The following is a 20468-nucleotide window of genomic DNA, read 5'->3' on the forward strand; positions in this document are numbered from 1 at the left end:
AGCCGATGCGGCAGCTATCGATCAGCTGGTTCACCATGTGGACGCTGCTGGTCGCGCTCGCCGGATACACGGTGCTGCGCACGGCGCAGGCGGCGCAGCGGTGGCTGGACGATTGCCGGGTCGTGCCCGCGTTGCGGGTGTGGTGGGGGGTACGCGACTCGGTGGGATTGTCACCGAGTGAGCGCCAGAACAACCTCCGCGGCAGCTTCACCATCGACCCGGCCACCGCAATCAGGGAAAACGCGCAGGTAGTTGTGGTAGACGATGTGCTGACGACGGGGGCGACGGCCGCCGAGGCGGTCCGCACGCTGGCCCGGGCCGGAGTATATGCCGGTGCCGTGCTGGTTACCTGCGCTGCTTGACTTGGGGAAATTTGCGTGAACAGTGGCGAACCTCCGGTCGGCGTACTACCGTCGCGGTCACACACCCGAACTGGGAGTTTGGAGGTGGGCCTCGGACGTTTGGTGCCGGCCGACTACCTGTCGTTCTTCGCCGGCATTGTTCAATCCCGCCGCACGCGTTCTTCAGTCGTGCGGCCAGATCCGGGAGGTACGCGTGACGACTTCTTCACGACCTTCAGTGCAAGACAAAGCCCCTTCGATGCCGAGCACCCGGCAGCCAGAGCCACCCGCGGTGGACCGGCCGGTTCAGACCCGCGCGGATATCGTGGTGAAGGGCCGCAATGTCGAGGTTCCCGACCACTTCCGAATTTATGTAGCGGAGAAGCTATCTCGGCTGGAGCGCTTCGACCCGTCGATCTTCCTGTTCGACGTCGAGCTGTTCCATGAGCGCAACCGTCGTCAGCGTAAGAACTGCCAGCGCGTCGAGATCACCGCGCGCGGCAAAGGCCCGGTGGTGCGTGCTGAGGCGTGCGCGGACAGCTTCTACGCAGCGTTCGAATCGGTGACCGCCAAACTGGAGAGCAGGCTGCGCCGGACCAAGGATCGCCGCCGCGTGCATTACGGCGACAAGACGCCGGTATCGGTCGCGGAGGCCACCGCGGAACTGGTGGACGATTCGCTGTTGGAGCGAGCGGACGAGCGCCGGTATGGCGGTAGGACCGGTAGTACCGTGTCGGAGGAGGTCGATTACGCGGCCGGGCCAGGCCATATCGTGCGCACCAAGGTGCACCCGGCGACACCGATGTCGGTTGACGATGCCCTCTATCAGATGGAGCTCGTCGGCCACGATTTCTTCCTGTTCCATGACAAGGAAACCGATCGCCCGTCGGTGGTGTACCGGCGGCACGCTTTCGACTACGGCTTGATCCGGCTCGCCTAGGCGTGCGTACCTCCGCCTTCGCTCCGGGCGTACCTCCGCCTTCGCTCCGGCCATGCGCTTTGATGTGTACTTTTTGGTCGGCGCGGCGGAGGGTAGTTTCGCTGCGGCGTTAGGTGCGACTAGCTGTCGATAGCTCACTTCCGGCCGGTGCCCGTGTTCGGGTGCCGGCCGGTTTCGTGGTGTCAGCGGCGGTAGGTCTCCTGATGGACGGCGTCGGCCAGGGGGCGGCGGGCTCGCCAGCCGAACCGTTCCAGGTCGGGCACCTGCTGGAACTCGTGCACCGGTCCCACGCACAGCCAGGCGACCGGCCGGATATCGGCGGGCAGGCCGACCAGTGTGGCCAGGTGTAGCGGATCGTAGAACGACACCCAGCCCACACCGATACCTTCGGCGGTCGCGGCCAGCCACAGGTTCTGGATGGCGAGGACCGTCGAGTACAGCCCGGTTTCCGCAACGGTGGCGCGGCCGAGGATATGCGGTCCGCCGCGGGCATCGTCGTGGGTGACGACGACGCCGGTGCCGCTTTCGGTGATGCCTTCGATCTTGATCGGTGCGAACGTCGTCGCGCGCTCCGGCGGCAGCGATCGCGCGAACTCGAGCCGTTTCTGGGCGACATGTGCGGCGAAGGCGGATAGCGTTGCGGTTTCTTGCACCACCACGAAATCCCATGGCTGCGAATTGCCGACACTGGGCGCTCGATGCGCGGCTTCCAGAATCCGCCACAGGGTGGCGTCGTCGATCGGGGTGCCTGTGAACTCCGCGCGCACATCCCGGCGCGTCCGAATCGCCTCGTAGACACTCATATCCGCGCACACGAGATCAGTCAATCACGACGGGCCGACGGAACGCAGCACGCCCGGGTGTTCGCCGGAACTCAGCAGGGAGTGCCAGCGAAGGCATATGTATCAGCCGACGGGCTACATATCAGCCGATGGGCAGTGCGCGCCGGACGAAACGCCGCCGCCCTTCCGCGAGTGCGGTACGCAAACCGCGCCGCCGCCCGGTAACGGGGTCGATGCTTGCCGTCGTCTTCCCGTGGAATCTGCGTTCCGACGCGGTTTCGGGTGCGTCGTCGGTGGTGTGGCGCAGGTATTTGTTCGGCAGCGACAGCTTCAGGATGGTCCGCCACGATTTGAAGTACTGCACCGGCAGCGAACCGGTGGTGTAGGGCAGATCGTATTTATCGCACAGGGCCCGCACCCGGACCGCGATATCGGCGTAGCGGTTGCTGGGCAGATCGGGGAACAGGTGGTGTTCGATCTGGTGGCTCAGGTTGCCGGTCATGAAGTGCATGACCTTGCCGCCGGTGATATTGGCGCTGCCCAGCATCTGCCGCAGATACCACTCGGCATGGGTTTCGTTGTCGATATCGGCCTTGGTGAACTTCTCCGCGCCGTCGGGGAAGTGGCCGCAGAAGATCACCGCGTTGGTCCAGACATTGCGGATCATATTCGCGGCGATATTCGCGGTGAGCGTGGACAGGAACGCGGGACCGGTCAACAGCGGGAAGACTACATAGTCCTTCAGTGTCTGCTTACCGATCTTCGCCAGCACCTCGTCGCGTTTGCGCTCGAATTCGGCGCGTTCTGGGGTGCCGGGCTTGTACCTGCCCGCGGCGAGTTTGCCCAGTTCCAGATGCTGGATGGCGACACCGTATTCGAACAGCAGCTGTAGCACCAGGTTGTAGATCGGGTTGCCGATATTGAACGGCTTCCACCGCTGGTCACGGGTCACCCGCAGCAGCCCGTACCCGATATCGTCGTCCATGCCGAGCACATTGGTGTATTTGTGGTGCAGGTAGTTGTGCGTGATCTTCCAGTGCGCGGACGGGCCGGTATTGTCCCATTCCCAGGAGCTGGAGTGGATTTCCGGATCGTTCATCCAGTCCCACTGCCCGTGCATCACATTGTGCCCGATCTCCATGTTCTCGATGATCTTGGCGGTGCTGAGCAGGGCGACGCCGGCCAACCAGGCCGGCGGCAGGAAGCTGGCGAAAAGCACGCCGCGGCCGCTGATTTCCAGTGCACGCTGCAGCCGGATCACATTGCGGATATAGCGGGCGTCCTTCTCTCCACGTGTGGATTCGATGTCGCGCCGGATCGCGTCGAACTCCGCACCGAGCGCCTCGACATCGGCTTCGGTGAGGTGTGCGTATTCCTTGACATCCGAGATCGCCATGGCGGTTACAGTACCGTAGGTTACGGAACCGTAGGTAGGTGGCCGGGGGCCTGGATAATGTGGTGAATCTACTATTGCGCGGCTGGCGTGCGGATGATAGTCAGCGCCGCCGCGTCGGCCATATCCGCCGCCGCTCGCTCCCTGCTTTCGCCCGCAGCGCCGCCTTGGCTTCGCGCAGCACTTCCTTTTCGTGCCTTGCTTTGTGGCGCAGCGTTCGTTCGGCCTCGCGCAGCATTTCCTTCTCCTGCCGGGCCTTCTCCTGCAGGGCGAGCTTCGCCTCCCGCAGCGCCGAACGCAGCCCACGCCGTGTACCGGTCAGCGGGTCGATACCCCACGGCAGGTTCTCCGCGCCAGGAAGGCTCGCCGAGGTGCCCAACGTGATCCCGGCGAATTTGCGTTCCGACGAGGTCTCGGGGGCATCGTCGGGAGTGCGGCGCAGGAACCGGTCCGGAAGCGCGAGCTTGTGGATGGTGCGGAAGGCGAGCAGATACTGTTTGCCCAGCGAACCGGTGGTGTAGGGCAGATCGTATTTATCGCACAGGTCCCGCACCCGCGCCGCGACCTCCGGATAGCGGTTGCTCGGCAGATCGGGGAACAGATGATGCTCGATCTGATAGCAGAGGTTGCCGCTCATGAATGCCATCGCCGGCCCGGCCTGGAAATTGGCGCTGCCCAGCATTTGGCGCAGATACCATTCGCCCGGGGTTTCGTCGTCGAGCTGTTCGATGGTGAACTTCTCCGCCCCGTCGGGGAAATGCCCGCAGAAGATCACCGCGTACGCCCAGAGGTTCCGCACCAGATTCGCGGTGGCGTTGGCTTTGAGAGTGGAAACGAACGCGGGGCCGGTCAGCGCGGGATAGATCAGGAAATCCTTGGCCACTTGACGGGCGATCTTGCGCCCGAATGCCATATTCGGTTCGGATTTCAGCTGCCAGCGAGGGACCTCGGCCAACTGCTTTTCGATGCCCCAGTCGTGGAGTGCGATACCCCATTCGAAGCCAGCAGCCAGGATCAGATTGGCGATCGGCTGCACCAGATGCAGTGGACGCCACGGCTCATCGCGGGTCATCCGCAGAATGCCGAAACCGAGGTCCTCGTCCTTGCCGAGCACATTGGTGTAAGTGTGATGGGAGTAGTTGTGCGCTCGCCGCCACTGCGCCGACGGGCCGGTCATATCCCACTCCCAGGTGCTGGAGTGGATTTCCGGGTCGTTCATCCAGTCCCACTGGCCGTGGCTGATGTTGTGCCCGAGCTCCATGTTTTCGATGATCTTGGCGACCGAGAGCAGCGCGGTGCCGGTGAGCCACGCCCAGCGGTTACGGCTGCCGAACAGCACCGCGCGCCCGGCCAGTTCCAGGCCGCGCTGCGCGGCGATCGTGCGGCGGATGTATTTCGCGTCGCGTTCACCCCGTGATGCCTCCACCGAACGGCGGATCGCGTCGAGCTCCTGTCCCAGCGCCTCCACATCTGCGGCGGTGAGGTGAGCGAATGCTCTGATGTCGGTGATTGCCACCGGCGTCCCTTCTGTGCTCGAACCCGAGGTTCGAATGAAACCCGACAGCGGGCATATGTGGCCGATCCAGTCTGGGTGACTTGATACGGCATACCGTCCGATTCCCCGCCGAACGGCATCTGGTCCCGAGGGTACCCGGTCGCGGGTGTCCTATGTGGTCGGCCGCAGCCTCACACGTCCAGCGTGCAGTCTCCGGCGGCCGCGGAGACGCAGGTCTGCACCTTTTCGCCTTCGCGGCGTTCGGCGCCGTTGCGGAGATCCCTGGTGTGACCGGCGGAGATGGTGACCACGCAGGTCTGGCAGATCCCCATCCGGCAACCGAAAGGCATCTGCACGCCCGCCGCTTCACCGGCCTCCAGCAGGCTGGTCGCGCCGTCGGCCTGCGTGCTGCGACCCGTGCGGCTGAAGGTGACGGTGCCGCCTTCGCCGACCGCCGACCGTTCCACCTCGAACCGCTCCATATGCAGCCGGTCCCCGATACCCGCCTGCTGCCAGTGTTTTTCGATTTCGTCCAGCATCGGCAGCGGCCCGCACGCCCACGTCTCGCGTTCCTGCCAATCCGGGCAGCGCTCGTCGAGGTCGGCGAGCCGGAACTTGCCGTGTTTGCCGGTCAGGTGCAGATAGGAGGTGAAACCGGTCCTGCGCTCATCCAGTGCGCGCAGTTCCGCGCCGAACATGGTGTCATCGGCGGTGCGGGCGGAATGAATATGCACCGCATCGGTGAAACTATCGCGCCGATCCATGGTCCGCAGCATCGACATCACCGGGGTGATACCGCTGCCCGCGGTGAGGAAAAGCACCTTCGGTGGCGGCGGTGCGGGCAGCACGAACCCGCCCTGCGGCGCGGCCAGCCGCACGATGGAACCCACCGGAACCCCGCTCACCAAGTGGCTGGACAGGAACCCTTCCGGCATGGCTTTGACCGCGATGGAGATGACCCGTTTGCCGTAACGTTCATCGCTCCAGTCGGGCGGGCAGGTCAGTGAATACGACCGCCAATGCCAGCGGCCGTCCACCAGGATGCCGATGCCGATGTACTGGCCCGGCTGGTAGGTGAAGTCGAAACCCCAACCTGGTTTGATCACCAGCGTCGCCGAGTCGGCGGTTTCTTTGCGCACGTCGACCACCCGGCCGCGCAGTTCCCGCGCCGACCACAGCGGATTCGCCAAATGCAGATAGTCGTCGGGCAGCAGCGGTGTGGTGACCCGTGCGACCGCGCCGCGCAGCATATTGAGTTTGCCGCCGCGCTCGGCCACCTCCGCCGCCGGTGCCTCCAGCCATTCGCGGACGCCACGCAACGTGATATCGCCGAGTTTTCTGCCCATTGCCGCCGTTCGTCTCCCTGTTCCCGCGCCGTCGACGCGCTGTTGGCGACTAGGTTACGGCATCGTAGGTTGGTGTGGGTGGCGCAGTCGGGACGCTCAGAGCAGATCGAGCAGGAACGGCAGCTCCTGAGCCGCATACCAGGCCAACTGGTGGTCTTCGGCGTCGCCGAGGACGAACTCGGCGTCGGGGTCGCCGAGGTCGGCGGCGTCGATCACGTCCACGGCTTTGGCGACCGCGGGTTCGGCCTCGGCGAGGTCGACGTGCACCGAAGCGATGCGGTCGTAGGAGATCGGCCCGGACAGGCGGACCACAGCGTCGTCGAGGTCGGGCCGCAGCGTGACACCGGTGACGTCGGCGGCCACCACCGCCCGGCGATACACCGGACCGCTCGAGCGGGGGGCCGGGCGTGCGGGCTCGGCGTCGGCGACCGTGCTGTCGTCGCTGGGCTCCTCGGACTTCTCAGCTGCCGCATCGGCGGTGTCGTCGCTGGTGAGCGCGTCGCGTTCGGCCGCGATCAACCGCAGCGCGGCCCGCGCCGCCTCACCCATCGCGACCTCCGACAGTTCCTCGTCGTCACCGGATGCATACGCCTCGCGCAGCGCGGGGGTCAGCGCGAAAGCGGTGCCGCCGAAGGCACGCAGTTCCCGGTCGGCCACCAGATCGCGCAGCATCGGAATGGTCGCGGGCACATACACCCGCATGGTCTTGCGCTCAGAGGCAGGCACCGAGCATCTCCTCCATGGACTCGGGCACCGACGCGGCCAGCACCCCGATATCGGCCATCGCATCGCGATCGGCGTTGAGACCGTAGAAGACCCGCCCGTCATAGGACGTGATCCCGATACTCGACGCCTGATTACGCAGCAGCGGCGACACCGGATACATCTCCAGCATCCGCGCGCCGCCGATATACATCGGCGTCTGCGGACCCGGCGCGTTGGTGATCACCAAATTGAACGTGTTCTCTGCGAACGTACTCGCCGCCCGCACACTCATCGCATGCAGGCTCGCCGGGGCGAACCCGGCCATATGCACCAGGGTGCGGGCACGCACCCCGCGCCTGGATTTGCCGTCGGCGTCACAGGCATGCGCGATATGCGACAGCCGCATCACCGGGTTGGGTTCCCCGACGGGCAGGTCGACCAGGAACGACGACACCGTGCTCGGCGCGCGCAACTGGTCTTCGGCGCCTTCGGCATACACCGACATCGGCACCACCGCGCGCAGCACACTCGGCTCGGTCAGCGCCTTCCCCCGCGACAGCAGCCAGTTACGTAGCGCGCCGGTCAGCACCGCGAGGATGACGTCGTTGATGGTGCAGCCGTGCTCCTTGTGGATCTTGCGGTAGTCCTCCAGCTCGGTCACCGCCACATCGAACCGGCGATGTTTGCAGGTGGGGGCGTTGAGCGGGCTTGACGGAGTACCGCCCGTGGCCGAGCGCACCGCCTTCGCCATCGACTCGACCGCCTTCTCTGTCGCGCCGACCACACCGAAAACGTTCGCTCCCACACCGCGCAGCACCTCGACGGCCTCACTCGGCTGCGCGGCCAGATGACCGAGCGCGCCCAGCAGCAGATCGGTGTCGCTCGGCTCGTGCTGCGGATGCCAGGCATCGTCGGCGAGTACGCGCGGCGCGGGGCCGGTGTCCAGGATCACGTGCCCGATCTCCAACGCGGTTTCGCCGTCGACCAGCGCGGAATGGGATTTGGTGAACAGCGCGCACCGCCCGCCCGCCAGACCCTCGATCAGGTACATCTCCCACAGCGGCCTGCTCTGATCCAGTTGCCGCGACGCCAGCCGGGAAATCAATTCGTGCAGCTGCGCGTCGCTGCCCGGCGCGGGCAGCGCCGAGCGCCGGACGTGATAGGTGATGTCGAACCGGCTGTCCTCCACCCAGACGGGCCTACCCAGCGACAGCGGTATCTCGCGCACCTTGCGCCGGTAGCGCGGCACCAGCGGCAGCCTGGCCTCCACCAGGTCCAGCAGGGTGGCGTAGTCGAGGACAGGGCCGGTTTCCGCACCGGAATCCCCGGCCAGGATCGCCAGCGACCCGATATGGATCGGGTTGCTGGTCGATTCGAGCCGGTAGAAGGACGCGTCCTGCGGTGTCAGCCTCGTGATCACGCTGTGCGGTGCTCCCTTCGATGCCGGTATTCAGCCATTGTGACCCCGTGACAACTGCTGCTGCCCGTTTCTGTGATTAATTCCGGTGTGAGTTGCCACGCTGTTGGGAAAGATTGGTGGCCTGCCGCTCGCCGACGCCTACCATGGGGGCCGCATTACCATAGAGCCAGCTGCGGCTTTCGTACGCAGCGAGCTGCGGCTTCCGCGCTGCGTGAGCCGTCCCCCGGGTGGGTCCCGGGCGACCGACAACCATCGACCAGAGGACTGACGAGACTCGTGCCTGCGCTGACACTGACGAGGTTGCTACGGATTGGTGAGGGTCGCATGGTCAAGCGGCTCTCCCACCTTGCCGACGAGGTTATCGCGCTCGAGTCGGAGTACGAAGACCTCACCGATGCCGAGCTGCAGGCCAAAACCGGCGAATTCAGAGAACGCTACGCCGACGGCGAAGCCCTCGACGACCTGCTGCTCGAGGCGTTCGCGGTGGCCCGTGAGGCATCGTGGCGGGTGCTGAACCAGAAGCATTACAAGGTGCAGATCATGGGCGGCGCCGCGCTGCATCTGGGCAATATCGCCGAGATGAAGACCGGTGAGGGCAAGACCCTGACCTCGGTGCTCCCCGCCTACCTGAACGCGATCAGCGGCGACGGTGTTCATATCGTCACCACCAACGACTACCTGGCCAAACGCGACTCCGAGTGGATGGGCCGTGTGCACCGCTTCCTCGGGCTGGAGGTGGGGTCGATCCTGTCCGGTATGACTCCGGTGCAGCGGCGGGCCGCCTACAACGCCGACATCACCTACGGCACCAACAACGAGTTCGGTTTCGACTACCTGCGCGACAATATGACCCATTCGCTGGACGACCTGGTCCAGCGCGGGCACAACTTCGCCGTGGTCGACGAGGTCGACTCCATCCTCATCGACGAGGCCCGCACCCCGTTGATCATCTCCGGTCCCGCCGACGCCTCCAGTAAGTGGTACGGCGAGTTCGCGCGGATCGCGCCGCTGCTGAAAAAGGACCTGCACTATGAGGTCGACATCAAAAAGCGCACCATCGGCGTGCACGAGGCGGGCGTGGAGTTCGTCGAAGACCAGCTCGGTATCGACAACCTGTACGAGGCCGCGAACTCGCCGCTGGTCAGCTACCTGAACAACGCCATCAAGGCCAAGGAGCTCTACACCCGCGACAAGGATTACATCGTCCGCGACGGCGAAGTGATCATCGTCGACGAGTTCACCGGCCGCATCCTGGTCGGGCGCCGCTACAACGAGGGCATGCATCAGGCGATCGAGGCCAAAGAGGGGGTGCAGATCCAGCCGGAGAACCAGACCCTGGCCACCATCACCCTGCAGAACTACTTCCGCCTCTACGACAAGCTGTCCGGTATGACCGGCACCGCCGAGACCGAGGCCGCCGAGCTGCACCAGATCTACAACCTGGGCGTCATCCCGATTCCGACGAACAAGCCGATGATCCGCGTCGACGCCGCCGACCTGATCTACAAAACCGAGGAAGCCAAGTTCGCGGCCGTGGTCGACGATGTGGTGGAGCGGCATCAGCAGGGTCAGCCGGTGCTGATCGGCACCACCAGCGTGGAACGCTCGGAGTATCTGTCCAAACAGTTCACTCGACGCGGTATCGCGCACAGCGTGTTGAACGCGAAGTACCACGAGAAGGAAGCCGAGATCATCGCCCAAGCCGGTCTTCCCGGCGCGGTGACCGTCGCAACGAATATGGCCGGTCGCGGCACCGACGTCGTGCTCGGCGGTAACCCCGACATCATCGCCGATATCAACCTGCGCAAACAGGGCCTGGACCCGGTGGAGACGCCGGACGAGTACCAGAGGGCCTGGTTGCCGATGCTCGATCAGGTGAAGGCGCAGGTCGCCGAGGACGCCGAGGCGGTGCGTGAAGCGGGCGGACTGTATGTGCTCGGCACCGAACGGCACGAGTCGCGTCGTATCGACAACCAGTTGCGCGGTCGTTCCGGCCGTCAGGGCGACCCGGGTGAGTCCCGGTTCTATCTGTCGCTGGGCGACGAGCTGATGCGCCGGTTCAACGGCGCCGCGCTGGAAGCCATCATGACCCGGCTGAGCCTGCCCGACGATGTGCCGATCGAGGCGAAGATGGTGTCCAAGGCCATCAAGAGCGCGCAAACGCAGGTCGAGCAGCAGAACTTCGAGATCCGCAAGAACGTGCTCAAATACGACGAGGTGATGAACCAGCAGCGCACCGTCATCTACAACGAGCGCAACCGGATCCTGCGCGGTGAGGACATGGAAGGCCAGGTCCAGAACATGATCACCGACGTGATCACCGCGTACGTCACCGGCGCCACCGCCGAAGGCTACGTCGAGGACTGGGACCTGGAGAAGCTGTGGGGCGCGCTGAAAACCCTGTACCCGGTGAGCATCGACCACCGCGACCTCACCGGTGAGACCGAGATCGGCGAGGCAGGCGAGCTCACTCGCGAGGAACTGCTCGAAGCCCTGCTCGACGACGCCCACGACGCCTACGCCAAACGCGAACAGGAAATCGACGGCCTGGCAGGCGAGGGCAGTATGCGCAACCTGGAACGTCAGGTGCTGCTGTCGGTGCTGGACCGCAAATGGCGGGAACACCTCTACGAGATGGACTACCTCAAGGAGGGCATCGGCCTGCGCGCCATGGCGCAGCGCGACCCGCTGGTCGAATACCAGCGCGAGGGTTTCGACATGTTCATGGCGATGCTGGAGGGCCTGAAGGAGGAGTCCGTCGGCTTCCTGTTCAACCTGCAGGTCGAGGTACAGCAGCCGCAGCCAGAAGGCGTCTCCGTCGACCCCGGCCTCCGTTCCCCGGTGGGCGCGCTCGCCGGCTCCCAACCCGCCTACCCCGACCAGCACCCGGTCGGCAACGGCGCCGCCCCCGCCGCGCTACGCGCCCGCGGTATCGACCAGTCCGGCCCCCGCGGCCTCAGCTACTCGGGCCCCGACGAGGGCGGCCGCACCGCGGTCCACAGCGACACCGAGGAGTACGGCGCGGACGGTGCCCAGGGCACCCGCCGGGAACGCCGCGAGGCCGCCCGCGCCCAGACCAAGCCGAAGCGCGCCCCGAAGAGCCGCCGCAAGCACTGAGCGTCGACCGACGAAGGCGCCCACGAGAACTCGTGGGCGCCTTCGTCGGTCCACCGTCAATCTCACGAAGATATACGCGGAGGTTTTGCAGAAGCCGCACGCACCGAGAACGCCTAGACCGTTGACGTGATGATTGCGTCGATGTGTTATTGGGTTTGTGCTGTTTCCGACGCCCGCTGTTGACGGCAGTGGACGCTGAGGTGCTGGCTCGAGTTCGACGAGTCACCGCACCTGGCTCTGGGATAAGATCGGTAGCATTTCTGCAGGTGAACACCGTCGGTTGGAGAGGTGGAGCTGTGAGTGCCGCACTCGACGTCAGTTCCTCCTTCGGGCTGGGGCCCTACACCGCGGAGGACCTTCACAACAGCCCTGACGAGGGGAAGGGTTTCGAACTGTGGAACGGATGGCTGATCGAGAAGATGTCGCCGTCGCTGCGTCATAACCGAATGAGCCGAGGCCTCCGTCACCTGTTCATCGAAGCGGCCAGGCGCGCGGAAGCCGACGTATTGGTCGACGGGGGCGACTACGAGTTCACGTTCCCCACTGGGATCCGCATACCGGATGTCTTCGTTCTCGACGCGAAAGCGGAGGAGATCGGAGTCGCGGACGACGAAACCTACATCGACCCGGCCAACCTGCTATTGGTGGCGGAGGTCGTCTCCCCCAGGAGCGGGAGCGAGGCGCACGACCGCAAGATCAAACGGGATGAGTACGCGCTCGCCGGTATCCCGCACTACTGGATCGTCGATTTCCGGCCCATTCCGCGGATCGAGGCACTCGACCTCGAGCACGGCCGCTACGTCCGCAGCAGCATGGTGACCGGTGACGAAGTGCTGGTCGTAGAAAGGCCTTTCGAGATCAGTGTGTCGCCGACGGTGCTGTACGAACTCGGCCGCCGCGACTTCGCCGGCTAGCCTGATCAGGCTTCGAGGTTGTCCGGCTGTGTGCGCATGCCTGTGAGACGGCGGTGATGTCGAATGAGGCGTTGTGCGCGACCACCGGCAGTCCGGCGATGATGTCGAGCACTTCGGGCCAGCGTTGGGCGAAGGTGGGCTACCGCGTCACCCCCCCGCCAGCGACCTGTATTCGCTGGGCTGCCTCATTCACGAAGAGCGCTACGCCCTCGCCGCCATCATCCCCAACGCCGCCGACACTTACGCAGCTAAGTAGCTGCCGCCTGGTCCCTCGGCGGCGAACACCGCCGCGTGGAAAAGGAATACGCTGCCCTCGTCGACGCCTACCTCCGCGTCGAAGACCGCTACAGCACCTCTGCCTGGGACTGCCGAGCCAACGCCGCCCCCAGCCGCCTCGTCATCGGCCACATCGCCGAAGGTTTCGCCGCCCTACACATCCTCCTGGACGAAGTAATCGCCGCCACCGGCGACGGCTCCGACCACGTTCTCGAATTGCGCCTCGAAATCGGCGAACTACTTTCCAACACAGACAAAGCGGCAGCGAGGGCCTTCCTCGAACCGCTGTACGACGACCTGTGCCTGATCAAAGGCCCCGACGACGAACTGTCCCAGTGCGTGGCAGAACTACTGAAAAACCTGTGAGCAAAGCCAGGCCCTCATCCGACGCCGCACGTAGGACATTCAGTCTGTGTACGAAGCGGGGCCCGGCGCTGTCTCGACAGGGCAGCGGTGTGAATCAGCTTCTGCGACGGAAGCCCCATAGGCGGGTCCCCTCGTAAATGTTGCTCCAAAGAGCGGAAGATGTTTGACTGGCGGCGAAGCAGGAGCCACGCCGCCGACGCTGTGACGTGGCAGGTGGGAAGAGGTATGCATGGGGGGCACGCGTCGCTCTCGAAGTCTGGGCAAGATTGCTGTCGTCATCACGCGGATCGGCGCTCTGCTGGCCGAAGGGCTGTTGCGCCGTGAACTTCTGGTGGGTGCTGTTCTGCTGTCGTCGTTCACGGTCGTGATGGGTCTGACCTCGGATGGTGCTGCGTGGAAAGCGGGCTATTGCGCGGCGGGTGGGCTAGGAATCGCAGCATCGTTCGTTGTTATGCGTAGGGAATGGCGGCTGCAGTGGTTGGGTTCCGTCGGCATATGTTTGTTCAACGTGATACTGCTGGTTGTGCACGGGAGACTTTCCGGGAAAATTTGAAACTCTTACACAAAATAATACCTACTAGGGGACGTAATGGCACCGGTGACCGCAGTTGAGATCAGCGACCTTCGTGGTTGGGCCGCTCAGGTCGGACGATCCGGAACTCATCTTTTCGAAGGTCATAATTATGCTATTCGGAATGTAAACGATCCAGATTTTGGTCGTATTATGAATCTGATCAAGAGCGACTACGAGACTCTGCTTCCGGCTCTGCATGATGTGCTGCTGGCGAGTAGCGAGAATATGGATAAGGCCAAGCTGGCATTAGAGATAACGGCCAACGACTACGTTGACGTCGACCGGAAGATCGCCGGGTCGCTCGCCGGTCCGGACAGTAACGTGCCAGTCGACGTTGTCGACGACGGCGCCGCCGACGGTTTCGGTGACATATCTTCCCCTACCGAACATCTAAAGGATCCTAACAGGGGTGACAAGGAGATGCCGAAGGTGTCATTCGGTATCGCATGGGACAAGGTATGTGACCTGTTGGTTATGTTGGGTGCATCGGACCCCCGGACGAAGGTCGCCGCGTTGCTGGCGGGCGATATTCCCAAGACCACCGGCCAGGCCGACGCCTGGCGAAAGCTGGCCGAGTTCGTGGACGATGTGCAAGGCAACCTCGCGGCCGGACAGACCGCGATATCGAAAACATGGACAGGCGAAGCGTCGACGGCCGCGGCTGGGCACTTTCAATCGTGGAACACGAAGTTCGATCGTATCGAGTCGATTATGAAGAAAACCGCGCAATACCTCGATGATGCTGCCGGGCAGGCGGTGAATCTGGCGCAGAATGCGACCGACACTTTCGTATTGATAGTGAGTCTGCTCACCGCAGCGTTCACGAAGGCGTCCATCCCGCTCTACGGGCAGGCCTATCTGGCTGCAAAAGGGTGGGAGGCTTTCAAGCTCTACAAAGCTGTGGTGACCGTGCTGAACCTGTTTCTCACATTGTTGCGCACAATCAAGAACCTGTTCGTATCGGCGATCGGCGAGTTCAGTAGGGAGTCGCTGCCGAAGCCGCCGCAGGTCCGATGAAGGAGTCAGGAGTACAGTTATGGCAATAGCGGACCGAGGTGACGAGTTCGGTTCCGTCCTGGAAGAGCTCACATCAGCGCTGAGCGACTTGAAGCAGGAGGTAGAACGGCTCGCCCAGGGGAATGTGACGACCGCAGAAGAAGCTCGGCAGTTGCAGGAGTTAGCCGAGTCCGGTGAGTTGGGCCCGGAAATGGAACAGGCAGCCGGCTTAGTTGTCAGCGGCGCAGAAACGTGGGATTCGCTGTTCTCCGGACAGTCGGCGAACTCGTCTCTGCTCTTTCCTGTCATGGAAGCAAATGCTGCCCGCTATGGAGCGGATTTCAGTGCGAAAATCAGGTCGGAGCCCGAACCCGATGTAGTGGAATGAACGGCTTCGTCAACGTCCCTCGCCACGACTCGGCCTGTCGTTGGTTATAGGCGTGGAGGGCTAGCAGCGCGGCGTCGCAGACGAAGAACCGGTCGTTGCGTCCTTCGGTGCGTGGGCGGATCAGCCCGAGCTGGACCAGCTTCTCGAGGCCTTCGTTCGCTGCTTGATATGACACGGTGTGCAGTTCGGCGGCCGGCCTGGCGGTGCGCATCGGGTATCCGATGAGGTCGGGGCGATGAGAGCTGCGGCACTGCGCGATGGATCAGTCCCGGTAAATCTTTACGTAAGCGTTTGTAGCGGTCCCGATACTCATGGGACCCAAGCATGAGGCTGTGCTGTGACCGGATGGACTGAAGGAGCCACTCCACGAGCCTTGGTAAGGGCCGATGGCCATGAGTGGAAAGGCATTAGGCACGCCGTGCAGGCCGAAACACTCGACGATCAGAGCGTACTCCCGCCCAACGGGTGCGTCGTTGTCGTGGCATGTTGCCGTCGCGCTGACCAGGTCCCGCGTGGTGACGCAGTCCTGCGGCGCGGCTTGGGCCGTACCGGAGCCGAGTACCGTGGCGAAGGCCGAAGCCGAGGCGGCGGCAAGGATGATTCGTGCGGCGGCGGTTGTCGTCCTTCTCATGCGGAATCCCATCTTCGGAGTTTCTTGACCATCGCTTGCGTACTGTGAGCTGTTACGAATAGTGGGACAACGACCGTGGCAGGCGGCATCGATCCACTGCCGCGAGCCGGCACCAACTCACTGGGCTCAATCGGGGCTGCCAAGGGATAGGTCATGGAAGCCAAGCAAGATCGCGGCGTCGGATTTCACCTGATGCGACATTCGTCCGGCTGGGACCGACATCGAGATCCGCTGACAGACCACGTCACAGACCGCCGACAGAACCATCTGTAGGCCTTCTTTCCTCGATAGGTGTTGCTCTGAGAGCCGCAAAGCGATTGGCTGGCAGCACGTTCGGGGTCACGTCGTCGCAGCCGAGGCATGGCAGATGGGAAGGTACGTATGGGGCGCGCGTCGCTCTCGGAGTCCCGGCAAGATTGTTACCGCAACCACGCGGAACGGCGCTCTGTTGGTCGAAAGGCTGTTACGCCGTGAATCACTGGTGGGTGCTGTTCCGCTGTCGTCGTTCACGGTCGTGATGGGTCTGGGTGGTTACTGCTGGTTGTGCACGGAAGGCTTTCGAGAGCGCCTCTGAGAACTCAGCCTCGGGTGCGTTTTGAAGCTTACTCGGTCTTGACCCTTATCTTCGGGGTCGTATCCGGCTGCGGTGTGGCGCGTTCGACCGTCGCGGTGAGCTTGGGCAGTGTGTCTACACATCAGGGCGGGCGAGCGCATCATCGAGCGGAACAGTGTTACGTGCGGCGAACATGCGGCGGGCGCGAAGTTCGGCCCGAGTCCGCGGCCGGTATTTCGGTTCTCGGCCGCAGCCGCACGGTTCGAAACCCTCGTAACGCAGTCCGGTGCCGACCACGGCAGCGACTACCGACCAGGCCCGGGTGTCACGGTGAGGGGGCGCCGCGAAATCATGCCCCGCACACAGCATAGGTGTACTGCATCGTGTGCAATGATGCGCTGTACCGGCCGTCGGCGGGTGCCGCTTGAACGACACTCGGCACTCCACGCACACATAGTGCAGTTTGTAGTGCACGAAAGCGTAGGTACACATGAAGCGACGGTATCCCGATTGGTCCGGCCCGGCCATCGCTTGACATCAGCGCTGGGGAGTTCCCGTTGGCCGACAACCTGCTCGGCTGACGCTGTGGGCCAGTGGTTCCATCTCGGTCAGGCCGGAATAGGCGAGTCGATTGCTCGTCATGCGTGGCGTCGCTATGGTGCGCTCACCGTGCACGATGCTCCCCGTCAGCTGGGCTCGGCGGGCGCGTGCGCGCAGGGCAGCCTGCCGATTCCTGGCACCGTCAATGTAGAGGGGCTCCCGGTGCGACTGAAGTTTCCACACTATCTGTCGTAACCCGAGAACCCCTGAGCCAGCGACTCTTGCCTGCTCGTGTTCGTCGTGCCCGGCTCGCACATCGCATCTGAGCCGACAGGCGCAGACGAATATCCGCGCACGACGACTTCGGGTCATTCTGTAGATCTCGCATGATGGTGTTCATGATCGGTAACGGTGACGAGGCCGAATCCGAGGTTGTGACCGCAGAGATGTTTGGACAGATGTCCATACGTGCTGTCGGCAACCTCAGGCAAAGCGGACAGGACGCCGGATGTCCGGTGTTCGCGGAGCGGATGGTGCAAGTACTACTGGACGGGCTGCGTTCACTGGACGAACTGCCACGCGATGATCCGTTCTGGCAGGGGACCAACCACTTGACCACGGTGTACAAATTGCAGAAGTACGCTCAGCAGCGGCTCGAACACACCCCCGAGGATCATGCTGCTCGATGGGCGTTGGTTGCCATCGATCTGGCATTCGGGGCCATCGACGGCGGTCTGTCCTGGCTCGGGCCGCTGATCGCGGACGACGTAGCCGTCGTCGACGCCGCGGTCATCATTGCGAACTGGGTCGAGGAACTGATCGGACTGGATGCCTCTGACGCGCTCCGCGCAGCCTGCGCTTGGGCTGATTCGGATAGGCTTCGCGCGCTGGCGCGAACCGATGACGGCCCGGCGATCCACCGCATACTCGCTCTACTCGGGCACACCGTCGTCGACGGCTAGTCCGTCATCTCTGTGCGCGCCGACCAATGGCAGGCGTTTCTCGCACCGACCTCGGCTTGCAGGCGGCGTGAATTGCCCTGCATGGTGGTGCTCTGCTAACGGTTCAGGTGACTGTCTATTAGCAGATTCAGCGGCAGACGAACCAGCGCTATGTAGCAGGTTGGATCACGATCGCGGTGCCGTAAGCAGCCACCTCGCTCATGGTGCCTGCGATCTCGTTGCAGTCGAAGCGCATCGCGATGACCGCGTTGGCGCCAAGAGACATGGCTTGCTGGCACATTCGCATGATCGCCTCGTGCCGGGACTGATAGAGCAATTGGGTGTACTCGGGGATTTCGCCACCGCCGAGCGACCGGAAACCGGCGGCGAAGTTCGAACCGAAGCTGCGACTGCGTACTGTCAGGCCGGCTACCTCGCCGAACACTCGCACGATCTGGTGTCCCGGAACATCGTTCATAGTGGAGACCAAGATCGGGAACTGTGGTCCCGGTGGCTGCTGCTGCGGGTGGGGCTGCGGCGGAGGTTGGTGCGGGTAGGGCTGGTTCACGTGCGAGATGTTACGGCTGAAGCGGTGCAACGTCCCCGGTCCCGCCCGGCGCGGACATGCGGTGTCGGCGGAAATGCTGCCTGCGCCGATGACACTTCCCGCTGACCGGGCGGTAGCGCTGCAGCACCCGCGGTGGCTCGGTTTACTTTATTGCCTGATCTCGTGTCGGTAGTCCTGAGGAGTTCCCGATGCATTACCCAGCCGCCGAACCCGTCATGCAGGTCGGGTATGTCGTTGCCGATCTGGACGCCGGCATCCAGCAGTGGGTGGAGCACACAGGGATCGGTCCGTGGACCGTGTTTCGTGGCGCGAAGCTCGATGGCCGCTACGCGGGGCGCGATACCACCGTGACCATGGACGTGGCGATGGGCTACACGGGTGAACTGCAGATCGAGCTCATGCAGATCACGTCCTCTACGCCGTCGCCATACGCGAACGAGACCGGTGTTCCGAAACTCGGCCCGCACCATATCGCCTGGATCACCGACGATCTCGATGCGTCGGTCGCGCAGGCGCGCGAGCGTGGACTCGACGTGCTGTTCGCGGCGGAAGGGCCGGGCACGAAGATCGCCTACCTGCAGTCCGCAGCGGAGCCGGGGGTCGTTTTCGAGTACATCCAGAGCGACGGGATGCGGGAGATGGTCGCCCACGGTATCGAGCAGGCGCGCACATGGGACGGCTCCGACCCTGTCCGCGTGGTGTCTCCGGACGTGCCGAATCGATGAATCGGATCAGCGGAAGGAACACGATGACCACCGAAAATGCCGAAGTCGACGAGGTCAGGCAGATCGAATCGGGTACCAACCCCCCGGTTCGCCCGAGGCTGGCATTGCCTTGGCCTGCTCCGGGGTTTCCAGGACGGCCGACCGCATCAGATCGATGCCTTCGGAACGTCGCTGGTGGTGTTCCAGTCCGAGTCATACGGCAAGCTGCACGTGTTGGATGCGTTCTGCCGGCATATGGGTGGCAACCTCGCCCACGGCACCGTGAAGGGCGATTCGATCGCCTGCCCGTTCCATGATTGGCGCTGGGGCGGCAACGGCAAATGCACCGGCATCCCCTATGCACTACGCCTTCCCCCGCTATTTCAAGGGTGTCTTCGAAGGACACGTCGCCACCCAGATCATGCACTCCACGCCGCGCCACGACATGGTGGTCGGCACCAGCTACGACGACCCCAATTCGACTCTGCGCTCGGAGGCGTCCTATTACGGACCGTCCTACATGATCGACCGCCTCTGCAGCGAGGCCAACGGCATGACCATCGAGACCATCCTGATCAGCTCGCACTACCCGGTCAGCCCGGACTCCTTCGTGTTGCAGTACGGCGCGATCGTGAAGAAGATCCCCGGACTGTCCGAGGAGGAGAACGCGACCATGGGAGCCAAGTTCGTCGAAGGCGTCGAGTCGGGCTTCGAACAGGACGTCGAGATCTGGAAGAACAAGGCGCGCACCGACAACCCACTGCTGTCGGAGGAAGATGGCCCTGTCTACCAGCAGCGCCGCTGGTACCAGCAGTTCTACGTCGACGTCGAGGACATCACCGACGATATGGTGCGGCGCTTCGAGTTCGAGATCGACACCACCCGCGCGGTGCAGAGCTGGGAAGCCGAAGTCGCCGAAAACATCGAACGCGCTGCCGGACAACCCGCTGAAGCCTGACCGCGAACCTGCGGAGCCCGCCACATCACCCTCAGCAGGAGACATGCTGTGAAAGCCATTACCTACCAGGAGTACGGCGAACCGTCGGTGCTGGCAGAGACCGACATCGCTGACCGTCCGATGGGGGCCGACGATGTTCTCGTCCGAGTGGTCTCCGCGTCGGTCAATCCCGTCGACTGGAAGACCACCGCCGGCTACCTGGCCGAATACGCACCGGTCCAGTTCCCCGCGGTGGCGGGCTCCGACCTGGCCGGAACCGTCGTCGCGGCCGGAGACAACGTCGCGGATTTCCGAGTGGGCGAGGAGGTCATCGGGTCTGTCCCACCATTCGTCGGCTCCTTCTCCGAGCTGGTGCCGGTTCCGTCGGCCCTTGTCACGAAGAAGCCTGCCGAGTTGAGTTTCACGGCCGCGGCCTGCCTACTGAGCATGCCGATCCGCGACACCCGCGCCGCCTACGAGCGTCTTCGCGCCGGCGGCATACACGGCAAAATCGCACTCGACCCAACCACCTGGTAACGGA

At 63.8% G+C, this 20468-nt stretch carries 20 protein-coding genes and 1 pseudogene; 13 read left to right on the forward strand and 8 right to left on the reverse strand.

All coding sequences use genetic code 11. The annotated features are described in order from the left end of the window. Together B0T44_RS27090 and hpf are read left to right on the forward strand one after the other, a co-directional pair. Positions 1 to 362: phosphoribosyltransferase family protein (locus tag B0T44_RS27090; RefSeq protein WP_303246073.1), on the forward strand; the 362-nt coding region annotated here is incomplete at its 5' end. A 238-nt stretch (positions 363 to 600) separates the two neighbouring features. Next, positions 601 to 1281, forward strand: a complete 681-nt coding sequence (hpf, locus tag B0T44_RS10175; RefSeq protein ID WP_077117049.1) for a ribosome hibernation-promoting factor, HPF/YfiA family — start codon at positions 601 to 603, stop codon at positions 1279 to 1281. A 182-nt stretch (positions 1282 to 1463) separates the two neighbouring features. On the opposite strand, the gene bluB is transcribed toward hpf, so the two are convergent. The 6 genes from bluB to B0T44_RS10205 all read right to left on the reverse strand — a co-directional run bounded on the left by bluB (position 1464) and on the right by B0T44_RS10205 (position 8422). After that, positions 1464 to 2084: a 5,6-dimethylbenzimidazole synthase gene (gene bluB / locus B0T44_RS10180; RefSeq protein WP_077117051.1), complete on the reverse strand. Its 621-nt coding sequence runs from the start codon at positions 2082 to 2084 to the stop codon at positions 1464 to 1466. Between the two features lie 121 nt (positions 2085 to 2205). After that, positions 2206 to 3459: a fatty acid desaturase family protein gene (locus B0T44_RS10185; protein ID WP_077117053.1), complete on the reverse strand. Its 1254-nt coding sequence runs from the start codon at positions 3457 to 3459 to the stop codon at positions 2206 to 2208. Between the two features lie 100 nt (positions 3460 to 3559). Continuing rightward, positions 3560 to 4972 (reverse strand): fatty acid desaturase family protein, encoded by a 1413-nt coding sequence (locus B0T44_RS10190; protein ID WP_077117055.1) that lies wholly within the window; start codon positions 4970 to 4972, stop codon positions 3560 to 3562. Between the two features lie 170 nt (positions 4973 to 5142). After that, positions 5143 to 6297 carry a ferredoxin reductase gene (locus B0T44_RS10195; protein WP_077117057.1) on the reverse strand — a complete coding sequence of 385 codons (1155 nt, stop codon included), beginning with the start codon at positions 6295 to 6297 and terminating at the stop codon, positions 5143 to 5145. A gap of 96 nt (positions 6298 to 6393) precedes the next feature. Beyond that, on the reverse strand, positions 6394 to 6999 hold the full coding sequence (locus tag B0T44_RS10200; RefSeq protein WP_077117059.1) for a DUF6912 family protein: 606 nt from the start codon (positions 6997 to 6999) through the stop codon (positions 6394 to 6396). Between the two features lie 10 nt (positions 7000 to 7009). Further along, entirely contained in the window at positions 7010 to 8422 is a 1413-nt protein-coding gene (locus tag B0T44_RS10205; RefSeq protein WP_077117061.1) for a WS/DGAT/MGAT family O-acyltransferase, read from the reverse strand. Positions 8423 to 8698: 276 nt separating this feature from the next. On the opposite strand from B0T44_RS10205, the gene secA reads away from it, so the two are divergent. From secA to B0T44_RS10240, 7 genes are all read left to right on the forward strand, one after another. After that, positions 8699 to 11539 (forward strand): preprotein translocase subunit SecA, encoded by a 2841-nt coding sequence (secA, locus tag B0T44_RS10210; protein WP_077117063.1) that lies wholly within the window; start codon positions 8699 to 8701, stop codon positions 11537 to 11539. A 296-nt stretch (positions 11540 to 11835) separates the two neighbouring features. Next, positions 11836 to 12453: a Uma2 family endonuclease gene (locus tag B0T44_RS10215; RefSeq protein WP_077117065.1), complete on the forward strand. Its 618-nt coding sequence runs from the start codon at positions 11836 to 11838 to the stop codon at positions 12451 to 12453. Positions 12454 to 12526: 73 nt separating this feature from the next. Further along, positions 12527 to 12709, forward strand: coding sequence for a hypothetical protein (locus B0T44_RS10220; protein WP_077117068.1), 183 nt, complete (start codon positions 12527 to 12529; stop codon positions 12707 to 12709). Positions 12710 to 12744: 35 nt separating this feature from the next. Beyond that, positions 12745 to 13095, forward strand: coding sequence for a hypothetical protein (locus B0T44_RS10225; RefSeq protein ID WP_077117070.1), 351 nt, complete (start codon positions 12745 to 12747; stop codon positions 13093 to 13095). Positions 13096 to 13324: 229 nt separating this feature from the next. Continuing rightward, positions 13325 to 13648: a hypothetical protein gene (locus tag B0T44_RS10230; RefSeq protein ID WP_077117072.1), complete on the forward strand. Its 324-nt coding sequence runs from the start codon at positions 13325 to 13327 to the stop codon at positions 13646 to 13648. Between the two features lie 171 nt (positions 13649 to 13819). Next, on the forward strand, positions 13820 to 14686 hold the full coding sequence (locus B0T44_RS10235; RefSeq protein ID WP_077117074.1) for a WXG100 family type VII secretion target: 867 nt from the start codon (positions 13820 to 13822) through the stop codon (positions 14684 to 14686). Positions 14687 to 14705: 19 nt separating this feature from the next. Beyond that, complete coding sequence (locus tag B0T44_RS10240) at positions 14706 to 15053, forward strand: hypothetical protein (RefSeq protein WP_077117076.1); 348 nt, start codon at positions 14706 to 14708, stop codon at positions 15051 to 15053. A gap of 1319 nt (positions 15054 to 16372) precedes the next feature. On the opposite strand, the gene B0T44_RS10255 is transcribed toward B0T44_RS10240, so the two are convergent. Beyond that, a complete protein-coding gene (locus tag B0T44_RS10255; protein WP_217697496.1) occupies positions 16373 to 16729 on the reverse strand; it encodes a hypothetical protein in 357 nt (118 codons plus the stop codon). Positions 16730 to 17235: 506 nt separating this feature from the next. Here B0T44_RS10255 and B0T44_RS10260 point away from each other — a divergent pair. After that, complete coding sequence (locus B0T44_RS10260; protein ID WP_139347821.1) at positions 17236 to 17739, forward strand: hypothetical protein; 504 nt, start codon at positions 17236 to 17238, stop codon at positions 17737 to 17739. Between the two features lie 148 nt (positions 17740 to 17887). Here B0T44_RS10260 and B0T44_RS10265 read toward each other — a convergent pair whose 3' ends face one another. Next, the gene (locus B0T44_RS10265) at positions 17888 to 18211 is read right to left on the reverse strand and encodes a YbjQ family protein (protein WP_217697502.1); all 324 of its coding nucleotides are present in this window, start codon (positions 18209 to 18211) and stop codon (positions 17888 to 17890) included. Between the two features lie 263 nt (positions 18212 to 18474). Here B0T44_RS10265 and B0T44_RS10270 point away from each other — a divergent pair, with 263 nt between their 5' ends. The 3 genes and pseudogenes from B0T44_RS10270 (at position 18475) to B0T44_RS10280 (ending at position 20464) form a co-directional block, all read left to right on the forward strand. Next, a complete protein-coding gene (locus B0T44_RS10270) occupies positions 18475 to 19011 on the forward strand; it encodes a VOC family protein (protein WP_077117084.1) in 537 nt (178 codons plus the stop codon). Positions 19012 to 19034: 23 nt separating this feature from the next. Further along, positions 19035 to 19948: pseudogene (locus tag B0T44_RS10275) on the forward strand (3-ketosteroid-9-alpha-monooxygenase, oxygenase component). Positions 19949 to 19996: 48 nt separating this feature from the next. Beyond that, a complete protein-coding gene (locus tag B0T44_RS10280) occupies positions 19997 to 20464 on the forward strand; it encodes an alcohol dehydrogenase catalytic domain-containing protein (RefSeq protein ID WP_077117086.1) in 468 nt (155 codons plus the stop codon). Positions 20465 to 20468 lie beyond the last annotated feature (4 nt).

It is taken from the genome of Nocardia donostiensis (assembly GCF_002081715.1).
Taxonomy (GTDB): domain Bacteria; phylum Actinomycetota; class Actinomycetes; order Mycobacteriales; family Mycobacteriaceae; genus Nocardia; species Nocardia donostiensis.

Excerpts from the sequence above, each read along its gene's own strand:
- B0T44_RS10195 (WP_077117057.1), bottom strand. The coding sequence starts at position 6,297 with ATGGGCAGAAAACTCGGCGATATCACGTTGCGTGGCGTCCGCGAATGG.
- B0T44_RS10235 (WP_077117074.1), top strand. The coding sequence starts at position 13,820 with ATGAATCTGATCAAGAGCGACTACGAGACTCTGCTTCCGGCTCTGCAT.
- bluB (WP_077117051.1), bottom strand. The coding sequence starts at position 2,084 with ATGAGTGTCTACGAGGCGATTCGGACGCGCCGGGATGTGCGCGCGGAG.
- B0T44_RS10240 (WP_077117076.1), top strand. The coding sequence starts at position 14,706 with ATGGCAATAGCGGACCGAGGTGACGAGTTCGGTTCCGTCCTGGAAGAG.
- B0T44_RS10255 (WP_217697496.1), bottom strand. The coding sequence starts at position 16,729 with ATGTGTACCTACGCTTTCGTGCACTACAAACTGCACTATGTGTGCGTG.
- hpf (WP_077117049.1), top strand. The coding sequence starts at position 601 with ATGCCGAGCACCCGGCAGCCAGAGCCACCCGCGGTGGACCGGCCGGTT.
- B0T44_RS10200 (WP_077117059.1), bottom strand. The coding sequence starts at position 6,999 with ATGCGGGTGTATGTGCCCGCGACCATTCCGATGCTGCGCGATCTGGTG.
- B0T44_RS10230 (WP_077117072.1), top strand. The coding sequence starts at position 13,325 with ATGGGGGGCACGCGTCGCTCTCGAAGTCTGGGCAAGATTGCTGTCGTC.
- B0T44_RS10185 (WP_077117053.1), bottom strand. The coding sequence starts at position 3,459 with ATGGCGATCTCGGATGTCAAGGAATACGCACACCTCACCGAAGCCGAT.
- B0T44_RS10260 (WP_139347821.1), top strand. The coding sequence starts at position 17,236 with ATGTCCATACGTGCTGTCGGCAACCTCAGGCAAAGCGGACAGGACGCC.
- B0T44_RS10270 (WP_077117084.1), top strand. The coding sequence starts at position 18,475 with ATGCATTACCCAGCCGCCGAACCCGTCATGCAGGTCGGGTATGTCGTT.